The sequence below is a fragment of the Bacillus sp. ILBB4 genome, from assembly GCF_035064545.1.
Taxonomy (GTDB): Bacteria; Bacillota; Bacilli; order Bacillales; family Bacillaceae_H; genus Priestia.
Map to the genome: position 1 here is coordinate 111086 of NZ_JAIQVD010000002.1, position 16518 is coordinate 127603.

Here is a 16518-nt window from a genome sequence, read left to right on the forward strand (position 1 = left end):
TTACTAAAATCCATACACACTTCTAAAGTTATTTTATCCCACTCTCAACAATCGTTTATTAATCTTATAAAAATAGCCATATAAAAAAGTAAGGAAGCACACTTCCTTACTTTCTGTTTGCAACGCCCGTTAAAAAATTCAAAAACACGTGTACGCCTGCTTTCACGGTAATTTCTCCTACATCACGCAGCGGATCTAGACATACAATATCCATTGCTTGAACAAGTGGATGACTCCCGGCGGTGTATACTGCTTCAAACAACTCATCTGTCCTCATTCCGCCTGTCGTTCCTGCTGGAACTCCCGGTGCGTAAGCGATATCTAACACGTCCATATCAACTGTTAAATAGATCATATCTACCTCTTTGCTCAGCTGTTTTAATGCTTCTTTCACGGTATGATTTATTCCTGCTTTTCTTGCTTGCAGTAACGTTACATAATGAACGCCTTTGCTATCTGCATATTCCTTTAACGATTTTGAATTATAAAACCCGTGAAGTCCGATATTCCATACATGAGCTGCATCAATAGTATTGCTTTCGATTAAATTTCGTATAGGGGTTCCGTTAGAAGGACCGTTATCTTCTAAGCTGCGTAAGTCAAAGTGCGTATCAAACTGTAAAATCCCTATTTTCTGTTCGGGATGTGACTCTTTCCACCCTTTTACTAACATAGCTGTAATAGAATGATCGCCTCCAAGCATAATAGGTAGCGCATGCGGATGACATTTCCGCATAGACATCATCGCTTCTTTTATATACTGATGAGACTTCCCTATATCCGTTACGTGCTGTTTGACGTCTCCTAAATCCAACACTGACAAGGAAGTCAAATACGTATCATACTCAATATGATACGGGTTAAAGGATTTCCAGAGCTTCCTCATGGCCATTGGCGTCTCACTGGCTCCAGAAGCGCTAATGGAAGATCTTGAAAGAGGCACGCCCAAGACCGTAATATCTATCGATGTAAAGTCGACGCTGCTTCCATCTTCAACTGTCTGAATCCAATCACTTACTTTTGGGTCAGGAGTACTTTGACGCTGCCAGCAAAAAGGCGGTCGATCAAGCTGTGGGTACGGATAGTTCATGCAAAACACCGCCTTCAACCACAACTTTTCCATCTTTTAATACCGTGTCTACAAGGTTTACGGCATAGTTATACTGCAGCGTTTGGTAATTGGGAGCGTCAAATATCACTAAATCGGCTTTTTTACCTACTTCAATACTTCCGATTTGATTCCCTTTGCAAATGGCATGAGCCGCGTTGATCGTACAGGCCGTTAAAACTTCTGCTGGCGTCATCTTCATCGTTAAACAAGCTAAATTCATAATAAACGGCAGCGATTCCGTAGGAGAAGATCCTGGGTTTCGATCTGTAGACAAAGCAACCGGCACTCCTGCTTCGATCATTTTTCTAGCACGCGCCGGCTCTTCCATTAAAAAGAATGCAGTACCCGGCAATAGAACGGCTATAACTGCGCTTTCAGCCATTTGCTTAATCCCTTGATCCGATGCTTTTAACAAATGATCCGCAGACACAGCTCCCACTTTAGCCGCTAATTCTGCCCCGCCAAAAGACACAATTTCATCGGCGTGGATTTTAGGTTTTAGTCCGTATGCTTTTCCAGCTTGTAAAATACGATCTGACTGTTCAACTGTAAACACGCCTTCTTCACAAAATACATCACAAAACTCCGCTAGCTCTTGTTTTGCAACGATTGGTATCATTTCTTCGATAACGAAACGAACAAACTCATCTTCATTTCCTTTGTACTCGACTGGCACCGCATGAGCTCCCATAAAGGTTGAAACAACATCTACTGGATGCTGTTCATTCAGTTTCTTCGCTACTTTTAATTGTTTGATTTCATCTTTAAGATTTAAACCGTACCCGCTTTTGGCTTCAACAGTTGTAACTCCGTACTGCAGAAATTTATTTAAACGTTTTGTAGATTGCTTGATTAGCTCCTCTTCTGTTGCTTGTCGTGTACTAACGGTTGTTTGTAAAATTCCTCCTCCCGCTTTTAAAATATCAATATACTTTGCCCCGTTTAAGCGCATTTCTAATTCTTTTTCACGACTGCCGCCAAACACAAGGTGAGTGTGGGGATCAATCAACCCAGGCGTTACGATTTTTCCTTCGGCATCAATTATATTAATAGGTTCATGGATATGCTCAAGGTATTCCTGCGCTTTGACGTCAGGCCCAACAAATACAATTCTTCCATTTTTCACGAGTACGCTGCCATTTTCAATGATTCCTAGATCTGACATTTCCTCCGCTCGTCTAGGCTGACTTCCTCCTTTAACCGTAATGACTTGTGCAGCGCATTTGATATACGTAATAGTCATACGTATCCCTCCTTTTTTATTCATTTAACGCCGGAATTTGTATTCCTTTTTCTTTTGCAGTTTGAATCGCCTTATCATAGCCGGCGTCTACATGACGAACAACACCCATGCCTGGGTCTGTTGTTAAAACACGTTCTAGACGTTTGGCGGCTTCTTCCGTCCCGTCTGCTACTACAACCATTCCAGCGTGAAGAGAATACCCCATACCTACTCCTCCTCCGTGGTGAACAGATACCCAGCTTGCGCCTGCTGCCGTATTTACTAATGCATTCAAAATCGGCCAGTCTGCTACTGCATCACTGCCGTCTTTCATCGCTTCAGTTTCCCGATTTGGCGAAGCCACAGAACCGGCATCTAGATGGTCTCTGCCAATAACGATAGGCGCTGACAGCTCTCCGGACGCCACCATATCATTAATAATTTTTCCAAAGCGCGCTCTTTCTCCGTAGCCTAGCCAGCAAATACGAGCCGGCAATCCTTGAAACTCAATTTTTTCTCTCGCCATTTTAATCCAGTTGCAAAGATGCGTATTATCCGAAAACTCACGTAAAATGACTTCATCTGTTTTATAAATATCCTCTGGGTTTCCTGACAAAGCGACCCATCGAAACGGTCCTTTTCCTTCACAGAACTGCGGACGGATGTACGCTGGGACAAATCCCGGGAAATCAAATGCATTCGTGACACCTTCATCCAACGCCACTTGGCGAATATTATTGCCATAGTCAAAAGCAACCGCGCCTTTTCTTTGCATCTCTAACATGGCTTGAACGTGAATAGCCATACTTGCTTTTGATTGTTTTATATATTCATTTGGATTTGTATTCCGCAATCTTTCTCCTTCTGCTAAGCTGACTCCAATTGGCAAATATCCGTTAAGCGGATCATGTGCCGATGTTTGATCCGTCACAATATCTGGGATGAATCCTCGCTCTATCATTTCAGGAAGAATCTCGGCTGCATTTCCAACTAATCCAATGGAAAGCGCTTTGCCCAATCTTTTTGCATCTTCAGCTAACGTGATCGCATCAGCTACGCTTTCGACTACCGTATCGCAATATTTTGTTTCGATACGTTTTTCAATACGCGTGCGATCAACATCAATTCCAATTACAACCCCGCCTGCCATCGTAACAGCTAGTGGCTGTGCGCCTCCCATTCCTCCTAATCCAGCTGTTAGCGTAATCGTTCCTTTCAAAGTTCCGTTAAAATGCTGGCTGGCACACTCAGCAAATGTTTCATACGTTCCTTGAACAATGCCTTGGCTTCCAATATAAATCCAGCTTCCTGCAGTCATCTGTCCGTACATCATTAACCCTTTTTTATCAAGCTCATGGAACGTCTCCCAATTTGCAAAAGCAGGAACAAGATTTGAATTCGCTAATAAAACACGCGGTGCATCACTGTGGGTTTTAAAAACCGCAACTGGCTTGCCGGACTGTATAAGAAGCGTTTCATCTTCTTCTAACTCTTTTAACGCTGCGACAATACGATCGAACGCCTCCCAGTTACGGGCTGCTTTTCCGATTCCTCCGTATACGACTAACTTTTCCGGATGCTCCGCTACTTCGGAATCTAAATTGTTTAGAAGCATGCGAAGAGCAGCTTCTTGCACCCAGCCTTTTGTCGTTAGTTCTGTTCCACGGGGTGCTTTCATTCCACTTTGTTTTGTCTCCATTTTGTTTTCCTCCTCTATAAAAATGAAAAACTGTTAAACTAACATTTTTATTACAGCGCTAGTTCATAATTAGTATCTTGCACAAAGGTTTTGAAATCAGCTGCTAACGCCTCAATATCGCGTGAGAAAATTCGGTCTTTAATAATGGTTGGTACGGTTTTTCTAATTCTTGAGTAAATTTTTCTTGTTTCTGAAGCAAGTTTATCCACTCCTTGAATATCGGCCGCTTGAGCCGCACAAATTGCTTCAATTGATAAAACTCTTCGTGTATTTTGGATAATTTGATAAGCGTGACGTGCAGCAGTCGTTCCCATGCTGACATGATCTTCTTGATTCGCTGAAGATGGGATGGAATCGACACTTGATGGATGCGCTAATACTTTATTTTCGGAAACTAATGAAGCAGCAGCATATTGAGTAATCATGAGTCCAGACTCTAAACCAGGATCTGCACTTAAAAATGCTGGCAGCCCGCTAAGCTGAGGGTTTACTATTCGTTCGATGCGCCGTTCAGAAATATTCCCAAGCTCCGCCATTGCAATTCCTAGAAAATCCATAGCAAACGCAATGGGCTGCCCGTGAAAGTTCCCTCCAGAAATTACTTTGCCGCTGTCGGCAAAGATGAGCGGGTTATCGGTTGCTGAATTAATTTCAATTAACAGCTTTTCTTTTACATAATTTAAAACTTGATAAATAGCACCATGAACTTGAGGAATGCAGCGCAGTGAATACGCATCTTGCACTCTTATTTGACCTTGAGAAGTAGTTAATTGACTGCCTTCTAAATACGAAAGAATTCGGGCAGCTACCTGCTGTTGTTCCGGATAAGGTCTTACCGCATGAGACTCGGGCATGAATGCATCTAAAATGCCTTGCAGACCTTCTAACGTCAGTGCTGCAATTCCGTCAGCAAGATCTGCTAGCTTTTGAGCTTCAAGGTACGAAACTACTCCTACAGCTGTCATTGCCTGAGTGCCGTTAATTAAAGCTAACCCTTCTTTCGCTTGTAATTGGATAGGTTTAAGCCCAGCTAGCTTTAAAGCTTCTTCTCCTTGCATTCGCTGATCATTATATACAGCTTCTCCTTCTCCAACTAACAGCAGCGCTAGATGTGATAATGGAGCTAAGTCACCGCTAGCTCCAAGTGAACCTTGACTTGGGATAACCGGCACTATATTTTGGTTTAAGCAATCGATAAGCAGCTGCAAGGTTTCCAGTCGTATGCCGGAATACCCTTTAGCCAATGCATTCGCTCGTAACAGCAGCATCACTCTGCTTACTTCTAAAGAAAATGGTTCTCCTAGTCCGCAGGCATGACTGCGAATTAAGTTAATCTGCAGATCAGCTAAGTCCGTTTTTGAAATAACCGTATCGCTAAACTTTCCGAATCCAGTATTTACTCCGTAAATTACGTTGTTGTTCGTAATACTCTCTTCAACCAACGTTCTGCTTTTTTGTATATGTTCAACTGCGTGATCGCTAATTTTCACGGAGTATCCTTGGTAAATAACTTTGTAGATTTGGTCGAACGTCAGTGAATTTCCATCGATTTGAATAAACATCATACTCGCTCCCTTGTTAAACTGTAGACTACCTTTTCTTTTTGAACACAAAAAGGGGCTATATCAAAGAGGAAACAAGCTCCTTTTGATATAGCCCCCTATAAACTAACCTACTTACACTATGGGCTTTTATTAATAATCAGCACTTCACCTTATACATACAAACAATCGCTAAATGACTAAATCACTATACACTTTAAGCTGTACAACTTAAAGCAACTAGGGTACCTACACTAAGTATTACGCTGAATTAATCATTTGTCAATTATTATTTAAGAAAATTTTAAATAATCTGAAATAAAATCGTTATTTCTTATAGCAGCGATGATTCACGGCTGCACATTCTTATTTCTTTAAACGTTATCGGACGTTCATGTCACTTGGGTGCGGACCTTTGCGGCGATTGCTGTTTAACTCATTAATCTCTGCCATATCATCGGCAGTGAGTTCAAAATCAAACACGTTAAAGTTTTCTTCTATTCTAGACGGTGTAACTGATTTAGGGATGACAATTGTGTTGTTCTGTAAGTGCCAGCGCAATACAACTTGAGCCGGAGTTTTGCTATGTACTTCAGCAATTTTTTGAATGACTTCGTCTTGTAACACTTCTCCTCCTTGATCAAGGGGGCTCCATGCTTCCACAAAAATATTATGTTTGGCACAAAACTCTTTTAATTCATTTTGAGCTAGATACGGATGGCACTCAATTTGGTTTAAAACAGGTGTTACATCACATTCGTTTAACAAGCGCTCTAAATGCTCAATTTCAAAGTTACAGACGCCAATTGCTTTTACTTTTCCATCGTGATAAAGCTTTTCTAATGCTTTATACGTCTCCACATACTCATCATATTGAGGCGTAGGCCAGTGAATCAAATATAAATCGACATAATCAAGTCCTAATCGTTCTAAGCTTTCGTCAAATGCACGTAATGCATTTTCATAGCCTTGATCGCTGTTCCAAACTTTTGTTGTAATAAACAGCTGTTCTCGAGGAACAGAAGATTCTTTAATCGCTTGACCTACTCCTTCTTCATTTTTATAAATCATGGCTGTGTCAATAGAGGTATACCCAACTTCAATTGCTTTTGACACTGCAGATGCTGCTTGGTTATCTTCTACTTGCCATACGCCAAATCCAAGCTGAGGCATTTTTAAACCGTTGTTTAATGTAACAATATTCATTTTACACGTCTCCTTTTTTGTTAAAAAGTTCAAAGTTTTAATGATGGTGCCAGCCGATCAGCATAGCAACCTGTCCCATTATAATGCCGACTGGGATTCCTATAATCATGGCTCCAAATCGAAATTTAAAAGACCATGCGCGCGGCACAAGGGAAAACAAATAAATCATACTCATCGTTGCCATACATGTACTGCTAAAAAAACTGACGACAGTGTGTAAATTTGGCATTACTTCTCCTCATTTCACTAGAACGTTTGCGCCTTTTCAATTTCATCATTTATCTTTCGTTCTAATGCCTATGTTTTCGCAGCCGACATAGTTACATTCGTCAAAGGGTTCCGTAATCCTGCTTTAATCAGTTAAAAATACTTTACCTACGTAACTTTTTTAGTTAAAACGAATATGTGCTTTTACCTTCAAAGTTGTGTATAATTTCTGTATATTAAAATAATAAGATTTTTTCACTATAAATAACAACTGCACATTCTCTGTAAGGCAATCATACATATTTGCAAGAGTTAACGAAAGGAATGGATATAAAAAATGGCGATTGAAAAAGTAAAAGCATATTTTAAACAATATGGTATGGAGAATCAAATTATCGAAATGGATGAGTCCAGTGCTACTGTAGAACTGGCAGCGCAAGCTTTGAAATGCGAGCCGAAACGCATCGCAAAAAGTCTTTCTTTTAACGCCGAAGGAACTGTTCTATTGATTGTGGCAGCAGGAAATGCAAAAATTGATAACCGAAAATATAAAGAAGAGTTCGGAACCAAAGCAAAAATGCTTGGAGCAAGTGAAGTAGAAACGCTGATTGGTCATGCTGTAGGCGGAGTATGCCCTTTTGCCGTTAATGAAGGTGTTCACGTGTATCTAGATGAATCTCTGAAACGTTTCGTCACCGTTTTCCCTGCCTGTGGAAGTGGAAATAGTGCAATCGAATTAACAATACCTGAACTAGAAGAATTTTCGAAATGCTTAAAGTGGGTTGATGTCTGCAAAGGATGGAATGAATAATTCAGGTAAATTACGGTACATCTATACATAAAATAAATAAATCAGCACGCCAACAAGCTGAAACAGTTTTTTGTTTCAGCTCATTGGTGTATCTAAACGAATTTATGAAACAGCTTAACCCAACCTAGGTAAGAAACCCCTAAGAGAAATACAAAAAGAAATAGTAAAGGAATGTTCCTAGGGATAAAAAGCCAGCCGTCTAACGTATTCCACAGAAATTCACTTTTATTTGCTTTTCTCATCATTTTCACCTCAAGCAGATTTACTATTTTGTATTCAAAAATTCTTTTACATAGTTATATACAGTATCTTCAACTTATGACCTTTTTTCAAGAAAAACGTGCACGGAAAATTGATTGAATGTGAATCTTTTCAATTTATATCCGCTATGTACTCATCCATCATCTTAGTTTCATCTGTAAAAAAGAAGAAGCCTACATTTTTAGATGCAGGCTTCTTCTCGTTGATTCAGTCTTTCCTTTGTTTGCCTAGTCAGGCCCTTTCGTTACGTATATCGGTTCATAACCAAAGTGCCTTGCGTGAGATACGAATATCTACTTTCAATTTGCGGTAATACATTTGCTGAAGTCGCTGTTAAGCCTTTCAAAACTAATCAGTCCCTTCATACACTAAGTATTTAACCTTTCACAACAACCATTTGCATGATAGCTGCTGTACTATATGTGTACCCCGTATTTATATAGTAAAACCTTAAAAAACAATTTTTTATTATATAATTTTCTAGACTTCAAAGCAAAGAAAATTTAGATAGTATAGATGAAAGACACCCGTCACCTATTAGCTCCTCTACTGGTCGTACTCAAGCGTTCAAAGAAAAGCATCCGCAGTGAAATTCATCAAATTTATTTAATGTATGATTTCATCAATTTTTTGAAATGCATCTTCAAGTGAAGTATATCCATTTGTTTCTCCTTCGTTACCTTGAACGGTCCATTCTTGCTTTTCTACTGCTAGTTTCCCGTCTTTATCTTTTATATAAGGTCTGTTAAGCATAAACACATGATCATCCTTTTTTACTGTGTAGCCAAGATAATAGTGATTACCTTCTCCTTCTTCCTCATATACGGAGACGCCTTGAAGGTTATATTTGTTTAAAATGTCATCCATATGATGAGTCAGTTCACTTATAGCCGTTTCTCTTTTTACATATTCCACATTTTATACCCCTTTTCATTTTGATTTATGTTTAGCATTCCCTTGAGCATATTCAATTACACTATCTTTCAAACGTTATCTGAACAAAGCAAACCAATATGATCATTATTCATTGCATAATAAATCAAAAAAGCCACCTCACTATAACACAATGAAAAAACATTGCTAAGTGAAGTGGCTTTTTATTAATTAATGGAATCTATAAAAATAAGAAGACGTGCGAAACTTGATTATAGTTCAGTTAAAATAATCGGTTCACCATTTGTTACAACAATGGTATGTTCACATTGTGCCACAAGACTATTATCCGGCGTAACAAATGTCCAGCCGTCGTCTCCGCGTTCAATGATATGATCAGCTTTCATAGAGATAAACGGCTCTACAGCAATAACAAGGCCTTTTTTCAAAAGGGCTTTATCCATTGGATCATAATAGTTTAAAATATGGTTAGGAGCGTCATGCAAGCTGCGGCCCACACCGTGACCCGTTAAGTTTTCAATAACAGCATATCCGTTTTGATGTGCAAAGTTAGATACAGCACGACCAATTTGGTTTTGTTTTGAACCAGCTTTTACTTTTTTCATGGCTGCCCAAAATGCATCTACTGCAGCTTGGCACAACTTTTCTTTTTCTTCGTCTTGCCCAATAACAAATGAAATACCCGTATCTGAATAATAGCCATCAAGTACGGCAGATACATCCACATTGACTAAATCGCCATCTTTTAATACTCGGTCTCCGGGAATACCGTGAGCCACTTCTTCGTTTACACTAATGCACGTTACACCTGGGAAATTATATTCTTTTTCAGGTGCAGAAATAGCACCGTGTTCATCCAATATTTTTTTACCGATCATATCAAGCTCTTTTGTTGTCATGCCTGCTTTTGCTTGGTTTTTCATCTCTTCGCGCGCAAGTGCAACGATGCGTCCAATTTTGCGTAAACTTTCTAAATCTTGTTCGTTACCAATAATCATAAAAAACACTTTCCTTCCTCGAAATATATATCCTATCCGATTTTATCATATTTTTATGAGGATTTTTCAAAAGACCTTTTAAGAACTAAAATGTACGATTAATTAGACTAGTAAGATATTTATCATATGTCAAAACCCTCTTCATTAACCTATGAAATTCAAAAAAGCATGCTACTTCACCGCAGCATGCTTTTTTATGGTATATAAAAGCTCCCTAAAACAAGCAGAAGCTTTCACAATCCCTTAATCCACTGTTTCAAACTTCACTTCATTAAACAAACTAGTAGAATTCCACACATTCAACCCCGCATAGCCTTCTGAAAAGGTATGGTCCACTGCATCAATCACAAGCTTATCATCGAGATAAACTTGAATGTGTTCTCCTTCAGCCGTTACTTTCAAGCGATAATCCGTTTTTGTCTTTAAATCCAACTTTCCCCCATCATCGTAAATAATGAGATCCTTGCCTATTCCGTCTCTAAACGCAATGAGTTTTACTTGATTATTAAGCACATCTACATTCGCAGCATAAGCGTTATTTGCCTGTTCATCCGAACGGAATACTAGCGCTCCTGCTCCTGTAGAATTTGAAACAGAATCGGCTAACACCTTTATCTTTGCCTCATATATAAAATTCTTTGCTTTTTCTGATGATAAAGCAAAGGCATCTTCTTTGCTTCGTCCTTGTTTTCCATTAATCGTATCGGCCCATAGTCCGCTAATGCTTTTCCACCCTGATAAGTTTGTATCAACAGGACTTTTATTCCAAATAGATTTTAATGGATACATCTTTAGAGAATTCAATTTTACACCTCCTCCTTTGCTATAAAGCCTTATTTTATTGCTTGAAAGCTTTGGAAAGAGCTGATCTGTTATTACTTCAGTGCCGTCATTACCAAATACTTCTACAGATGACTGGTCTACAAACATATGAAGCTTAACCTTTCCGTCTTTTGGAAGCATGGAAACAGAGTGTTTGTCTTTCACATTTTCACCAAAATCAAAACTTCCAGAGTTTGTTCGATCAACAAATAATCGCTGCTTGTTTACGTTATAGCTGACTTTTGTATTTTCACTGCCTTCTTTTTGAATTTGAAAACCAAATTCTTGTGCATCTGTATTTGAAACATCGAATTCTGCAATGATTTCATATTTGTTTTCCTGTATGCCTGAAAGAAGATTTTTGTTTTCAGTAACCATCAGATTCTTCAACACCTTTTTTTCTTGCTTATTGCGAATTGAATCAATTGAAACAGGTATTTGTTTTAAACGAAGCTCTTTTGCTGTGTTGGTGAGTTCTATTTTTCTTGGGATTGACATAGAGCTTCTCCAAGTAGTAGTTGGGGTATTGTTGGCATATTGCCAGTTGCTCATCCAGCCTAGCCAATACTTTTCTCCGTTATCTCCTTCAACTCCGCTCCAATCTACAGCAGCATAAAAGTCGGCACCATAATCTGTCCAAAGCACTTCCTCTGGCGGGTTTTCATTTTTAAATGTTTTTCCGTCAAAATCACCAACAAAGTACTGCATACCTGAACCTCCAGCTGCCGCTCCATCATTGATGCTTACCTGCAGCACCCATTTTTTCTTTGTGCTGTCTCCATCAACCGGCAGTTCGAGTAAAGTAGGACACTCCCAAATCCCTCCGTTGCTTCCATGAGTTGATTTCACCCATTCTCCTGACACAGTATTCCAATCTGAAAGCTCTCCGCTTTCCCTTTGTTTAACTTCCTCCGGTTCTTTTGCTACACTGTCTACTTTATCCGGCATTTTTTCTGTATTAAATACATTAACATCATCTAGATTAATATGCCCCCATCCGCCTACAGCTTGATCAACGGCTTTAATGTACAGTACTTCTCCTATATACTTAGAAGCATCCCACACGTAGGGCTGATACTTTTCATCTGCAAACTTTGTATTCGCTTGACGAATCAATTCTTTATCGTCAGATGCTCTGACTAAGGAGACATAGCGGTTTGTGGGGTCGTTTCCGCCTCCCATTAACAAATTGATTTCACCTGAGCCGCTCAATTTAAAATAAGACGAATGTAATTCTCCAGTGGCATTATCACCATCTTGCTTATCAGAAAAACCCCATAAATGATATTTTCCTTTTTGTTCAAAAAGACCGCTCCAATTTGCGGTTGCATCCGTTACATGATCGTTTGTGAATGCATTTCCCTTTATCGTTTTCCAGCCGGTGAGATCTCCTGTTTCAAAACTTTTATTTTTAATTTCTTTTTCATCCGTATCAATAAACTTAGTCATATTAACGTCTTGAAACTGGACTGAAGATTGATTAATGTGTAGACCAAACAATCCTTTTGAAAAAGTTTCATCTTTTGCAGTAAGGGTGAAGTTATCGTCTATATGCAAATCAAGTTTATTTCCCGATGCAGTTACTTTTACTTGATGTGATTTGCTCGTATCAATTTTTTCGTTTGTTTCGGCAAGGACAGTTGAAATGCCATTTTGAAGCTTTACTAGTTTGACTGTATCTTTAGAAGCATCCACGCTAGCTATATATCCGTTTTTGGCTTCCGCGTCTGCTCGAAAGAGTAGTGCACCTGAACCATTTGCATCTAAAAATGTCATATTTGACTTGAAAATGAACTGATCTCCCTGTTCTTCACTTATGATATATCCATCGCTGTCAGATTTACCAAGTTTTCCAGCAGCAGTATCATTCCACGTTCCAGTAATAGGTTTCCAGTTAGATAGATTGGTTATAAAATTAGATTGATTCGTAAATTTAACATGACGAAAGACAGCTGTGGAATTCCATGCTGTTAATCCAAACTGACCATTTTCAAAAGATGCATCACTGCCTTCTAGAACCTGTTTGCCATTTAGCAATACCTTAAAGTAGTGACTGTTTGCTTCTACTTTTACATGATATGCTTGTGATGTATCAAGCCTCATCGACTTTGAAACAACGGTTGTTACGTTTCCTTTCTCTACTTTGTTAAGTGTTAAGAGGTTCTTTTCAGCATCTAAATTGACGGTATATGCATTTGTTGCGTCTTTATTAGAACGAAAAACAAGACCGCCTGCGCCTGCGCGTCCATTCTTTTCTACAAGCGTAATTTCTCCCTCTAGAGTAAAGGATTGACCTTTTTGTTCGGATAAAGTATATGAGTAGGCACTACTTTGACCGTTTGCTTGGATGCCTCCATCAGGTCCAAACTCACTTGCGTATTTCCAATTTTTCAAGTCAGGTGATGTATAAAACATAATTTTATCTTTAGCAGCTAAAGACATCACCCACTGCTTGGTTTGGTCATGCCAAAACACTTTTGGGTCGCGCCAGTCAGGAACTGGGGGATTCGGAATAACAGGATTTCCTTCATATTTGGTCCACGTTCTTCCGCTGTCCTTGCTGTATGCTAGACTTTGCACTTGTCCTTTATTGCCCGAGTGTGTAAAGATAGCTACCATTGCTTCTTTTCCAAACCCTGCGGTATTATTCCAATCGATAACGGCACTGCCTGAAAAGATCTCTCCGTTCTCGTCTGGAGAAAGAGCAATCGGCAGGTGTTTCCATTTCACCAAGTCTGTACTAACCGCATGCCCCCAGTGCATAGGCCCCCAAGTGGTACCGTAAGGATAATACTGATAAAAAAGGTGATACTCTCCGTTATAATAAACCATTCCATTTGGATCGTTCATCCAGTTCGCTTCTGGAGAAAAATGAAATTGATTCCGGTATTTTTCTTGATAATACCCTGTATTATCAGCTAATACAGGGCATGCAGAAAACAAGCTTATAGAACAAGCGACTCCAATCATCAATAACTTTTTAACGGTTCTTTTCATCTTCCTTTCCTCCTTTATTTGCATACTGGTTATGTAAAACATTTTCACCAGCAGATGTTAGAAGAATAGATGACTCCTCTTATTTATCAACCTAAAAAGCCTATCCAATAACCTCCTATACCAATTAAGAAAATACCGAAAATAATAAGCAGCGGATTTGTACCTTTTCGAAGCATCCATGCTACTAATAAAGTTAGCGCTAAAGGAAGTAGCCCCGGTAGAATACTATCAAGTACGTCTTGCACGGTTTTTACCACAACTTTACCAGAATCATCTTTGATCCTAGAAACAACCACTGGTATATTAATAGTGGTCCATTTCGAAACCAACGCTCCCATTACGAAGAGTCCTAAAATGGATGCACCTTCTGTCAGTTTTTGAATTCGATTGCCTACTAAATCTTTTAAAATTTCTGTTCCTTTTAAGTAGCCATATTTTAATCCATAATATTTTGTGCTTAATCGAATTGCATTAATTAAGATGAAAAACAGCAGTGGCCCGGCAATATTCCCTCCTAACGCAAGCGATGCGCCTAGGGCTGCGAGAACTGGTCGAAGCGTTCCCCAGAAAATAGGGTCTCCTACACCAGCAAGCGGGCCCATTAATCCAATTTTCATTCCGCTGATAGCTTTTTCATCAAAATCTTTTTTGTTTGCCATTTCTTCTTCCATTGCTGCCGTGACGCCGAATATAGGTGCGGAAATCCATGGGTGTGTATTGAACCATTCTAAATGACGCTTTAATGCTGCATTTCGCTGAGCTCCTGGTCCATATAAGCGCTTGATTGCTGGAATCATAACATAACAGTAGCCCATTGCTTGAACACGCTCAAAGTTAAATGAACCGAGTAAAAAATTCGAACGAATGAACATGCTAAAGATATCTTTTTTCGTTAATCTTTTTTCATTTTCCAACTCTATCCCTCCCTTAAGTTCGCCGTTTAGGCATCTAAATCATCGTCATCATCATATACTTGTTCGCTCCCTGTAGCTGCGGGAACGCCTGCGGGCTGCATTTGATTTCGCTGCTGCATTACTTGCTGATAAAGAAGTGCTAAACAAAGACCCAGCGCTCCAAATCCTACCAGGTTAAACCCTGTAAATGCCGCCAATAAGAACCCGATATAGAAAAAGGGCTTTAAATGAGGAATGTTCATCATATTGATAACCATGGCGTATCCTACGACCACGATAATGCCTCCTCCAATTTGCAGGCCTTTTGTAATAACTTCCGGAATATTTCCGAGGAAAGTTTGCACGGCGCTTACGCTGATTAATGTAACAATTAAAGTTGGAATCATAACGCGGAGAGCTTGAAAACCCATAGCAGTAATATGCATAATTTCAATTCCTTTAAAATTTCCTTCTTCCGCATACTTATCAGCTCGATGAATTAAAAATACTGTAATGGTACGAACAAAAATGGTGAGCACTTGCCCTGCAGCTGCTAAAGCTATGGCTACCGCAATGCCTTCACCAATACCCTGACCAGCTGTGATAACTAAAATAGTTGAAATAACAGAAGCAATAGCCGTATCAGGTGCCATCGCCAATCCAACATTCATCCATCCAAGAGCCATTAATTCCAGTGTTCCACCTAAAATAATGCCGGTTTTTAAATCTCCAAGCACCAAGCCTACTAATGTGCAGGCAATGAGAGGACGATGAGATTGCCCTTCGTCCAACACGCTTGCGATGCCAGTTACCGCTGCAATGACTAATAATAAAATAATTTGTATGGAAGACATAAACTCATCTCCTTATTTGATTTTTGTTTCATTTCTCAGTAGTTGAATAAAATTTTCACTAGAATCTGAAGGTAATTGGCGCAGCTCAAGCTTTACGCCTAGTTCCTGCAGTTTCTCAAAAGCATCGATATCTTTTTCGGTAACGCTTACAGATTTAGTGATTTGTTTTCGGTCATTAGCAAAACGCATGCCGCCTACGTTTACTGTCTCAATAGGTACGCCCGCTTGAACAAGAGCGACAATGTCTGCGGGATTTTCAAACAGCAGCATGGCTGTTGTATCCTGATAACGAGGGCTGTGAAATGCTTTTGTCATTTTAGAAATCGAGACAGCGCTCGCTTTTACATTCGAAGGGGCCACAGAAAGAATAAGCGTTTTTCGCATTTCATCCGCTGCCACCTCATCTGAAACAATGATAATTCGATCTGCTGCATTTGTTTTGATCCATCTTGTTAATACCTGCCCGTGAATAAAGCGGTCATCAATTCTTGCTAAAACGATTTTCATAATAATCCATCCTCTCCGATTTGGTTTGCTTGCTGGATTTTCTCCAAATGTTCACTGCACACTTGAAAACTTTCTTCATTCACTTGCTTTAATCTTCCTAGCATCTCTTTTAATGTAACGTGTTCCCTCATGGCTAACACTTCTAATAGCATAGGCAAGTTAACTCCGGATACCATATCCGCTGTTTTATTTTTAAGGATATATGGAGTAGCCGCATTGTAGGGTGTACCTCCGAAAATATCGACTAAAAAAAGCACTTCATTTTCTAAGGGCATTTCCTCTAGTGCCTGTTTATATTTTTCTTCAAGGGTTTGGATACCCTCTCCTTTTAGAAAAGGTACGGCTACTACGTGATTCTCTTCACCAAATATCATTTTGGAAGACCCCTCTAACGCTGGCGCGAAATCACCATGTCCACTAATAATGACTGAAATCATGTACACTTGCTCCTCTCTTTTACGTTCTACACTTATTTATTGCAAGTATCGTGCCAAC

General features: G+C 39.5%; 13 protein-coding genes and 1 pseudogene. 1 reads left to right on the forward strand and 13 read right to left on the reverse strand.

The genetic code is table 11. The features are described from left to right. Positions 1-106: 106 nt before the first annotated feature. From LAV82_RS06855 to LAV82_RS06880, 6 genes are all read right to left on the reverse strand, one after another. Positions 107-1090 carry an agmatinase family protein gene (locus LAV82_RS06855; protein ID WP_499715778.1) on the reverse strand — a complete coding sequence of 328 codons (984 nt, stop codon included), beginning with the start codon at positions 1088-1090 and terminating at the stop codon, positions 107-109. After that, positions 1065-2354, reverse strand: a complete 1290-nt coding sequence (hutI, locus tag LAV82_RS06860; RefSeq protein ID WP_499715779.1) for an imidazolonepropionase — start codon at positions 2352-2354, stop codon at positions 1065-1067. Before hutI ends, LAV82_RS06855 begins: the two co-directional genes overlap by 26 nt. 16 nt (positions 2355-2370) lie before the next feature. Then, positions 2371-4032 carry a urocanate hydratase gene (gene hutU, locus LAV82_RS06865; protein WP_499715780.1) on the reverse strand — a complete coding sequence of 554 codons (1662 nt, stop codon included), beginning with the start codon at positions 4030-4032 and terminating at the stop codon, positions 2371-2373. Positions 4033-4082: 50 nt separating this feature from the next. Next, positions 4083-5594, reverse strand: a complete 1512-nt coding sequence (hutH, locus tag LAV82_RS06870; RefSeq protein WP_013056321.1) for a histidine ammonia-lyase — start codon at positions 5592-5594, stop codon at positions 4083-4085. Between the two features lie 360 nt (positions 5595-5954). Then, positions 5955-6779, reverse strand: coding sequence for an aldo/keto reductase (locus LAV82_RS06875; RefSeq protein WP_013056320.1), 825 nt, complete (start codon positions 6777-6779; stop codon positions 5955-5957). A gap of 37 nt (positions 6780-6816) precedes the next feature. Beyond that, positions 6817-7008: a hypothetical protein gene (locus LAV82_RS06880; RefSeq protein ID WP_034275619.1), complete on the reverse strand. Its 192-nt coding sequence runs from the start codon at positions 7006-7008 to the stop codon at positions 6817-6819. Positions 7009-7323: 315 nt separating this feature from the next. On the opposite strand from LAV82_RS06880, the gene LAV82_RS06885 reads away from it, so the two are divergent. Beyond that, entirely contained in the window at positions 7324-7797 is a 474-nt protein-coding gene (locus LAV82_RS06885; protein ID WP_499715781.1) for a YbaK/EbsC family protein, read from the forward strand. 867 nt (positions 7798-8664) lie between these two features. Here LAV82_RS06885 and LAV82_RS06890 read toward each other — a convergent pair. The 7 genes and pseudogenes from LAV82_RS06890 to LAV82_RS06920 form a co-directional block, all read right to left on the reverse strand. Further along, on the reverse strand, positions 8665-8973 hold the full coding sequence (locus LAV82_RS06890) for a DUF5634 family protein (RefSeq protein WP_013056316.1): 309 nt from the start codon (positions 8971-8973) through the stop codon (positions 8665-8667). Positions 8974-9203: 230 nt separating this feature from the next. After that, positions 9204-9999, reverse strand: a pseudogene (map, locus tag LAV82_RS06895) (type I methionyl aminopeptidase). A gap of 194 nt (positions 10000-10193) precedes the next feature. Next, entirely contained in the window at positions 10194-13769 is a 3576-nt protein-coding gene (locus LAV82_RS06900; protein WP_499715782.1) for a glycoside hydrolase family 32 protein, read from the reverse strand. Between the two features lie 86 nt (positions 13770-13855). Next, positions 13856-14683, reverse strand: coding sequence for a mannose/fructose/sorbose PTS transporter subunit IID (locus LAV82_RS06905; RefSeq protein ID WP_013056298.1), 828 nt, complete (start codon positions 14681-14683; stop codon positions 13856-13858). A 26-nt stretch (positions 14684-14709) separates the two neighbouring features. Further along, a complete protein-coding gene (locus LAV82_RS06910; protein WP_013056297.1) occupies positions 14710-15516 on the reverse strand; it encodes a PTS mannose/fructose/sorbose transporter subunit IIC in 807 nt (268 codons plus the stop codon). Between the two features lie 12 nt (positions 15517-15528). Next, entirely contained in the window at positions 15529-16023 is a 495-nt protein-coding gene (locus LAV82_RS06915) for a PTS sugar transporter subunit IIB (protein ID WP_013056296.1), read from the reverse strand. After that, positions 16020-16460 carry a mannose/fructose/sorbose PTS transporter subunit IIA gene (locus tag LAV82_RS06920; protein WP_014460796.1) on the reverse strand — a complete coding sequence of 147 codons (441 nt, stop codon included), beginning with the start codon at positions 16458-16460 and terminating at the stop codon, positions 16020-16022. The genes LAV82_RS06915 and LAV82_RS06920 overlap by 4 nt, the downstream gene beginning before the upstream one ends. Positions 16461-16518 lie beyond the last annotated feature (58 nt).

Bases quoted from the DNA above. Each gene is read 5' to 3' on its own strand.
- LAV82_RS06855 (WP_499715778.1), bottom strand. From the start codon at position 1,090: ATGAACTATCCGTACCCACAGCTTGATCGACCGCCTTTTTGCTGGCAG.
- hutI (WP_499715779.1), bottom strand. From the start codon at position 2,354: ATGACTATTACGTATATCAAATGCGCTGCACAAGTCATTACGGTTAAA.
- hutU (WP_499715780.1), bottom strand. From the start codon at position 4,032: ATGGAGACAAAACAAAGTGGAATGAAAGCACCCCGTGGAACAGAACTA.
- hutH (WP_013056321.1), bottom strand. From the start codon at position 5,594: ATGTTTATTCAAATCGATGGAAATTCACTGACGTTCGACCAAATCTAC.
- LAV82_RS06875 (WP_013056320.1), bottom strand. From the start codon at position 6,779: ATGAATATTGTTACATTAAACAACGGTTTAAAAATGCCTCAGCTTGGA.
- LAV82_RS06880 (WP_034275619.1), bottom strand. From the start codon at position 7,008: ATGCCAAATTTACACACTGTCGTCAGTTTTTTTAGCAGTACATGTATG.
- LAV82_RS06885 (WP_499715781.1), top strand. From the start codon at position 7,324: ATGGCGATTGAAAAAGTAAAAGCATATTTTAAACAATATGGTATGGAG.
- LAV82_RS06900 (WP_499715782.1), bottom strand. From the start codon at position 13,769: ATGAAAAGAACCGTTAAAAAGTTATTGATGATTGGAGTCGCTTGTTCT.
- LAV82_RS06910 (WP_013056297.1), bottom strand. From the start codon at position 15,516: ATGTCTTCCATACAAATTATTTTATTATTAGTCATTGCAGCGGTAACT.
- LAV82_RS06915 (WP_013056296.1), bottom strand. From the start codon at position 16,023: ATGAAAATCGTTTTAGCAAGAATTGATGACCGCTTTATTCACGGGCAG.
- LAV82_RS06920 (WP_014460796.1), bottom strand. From the start codon at position 16,460: ATGATTTCAGTCATTATTAGTGGACATGGTGATTTCGCGCCAGCGTTA.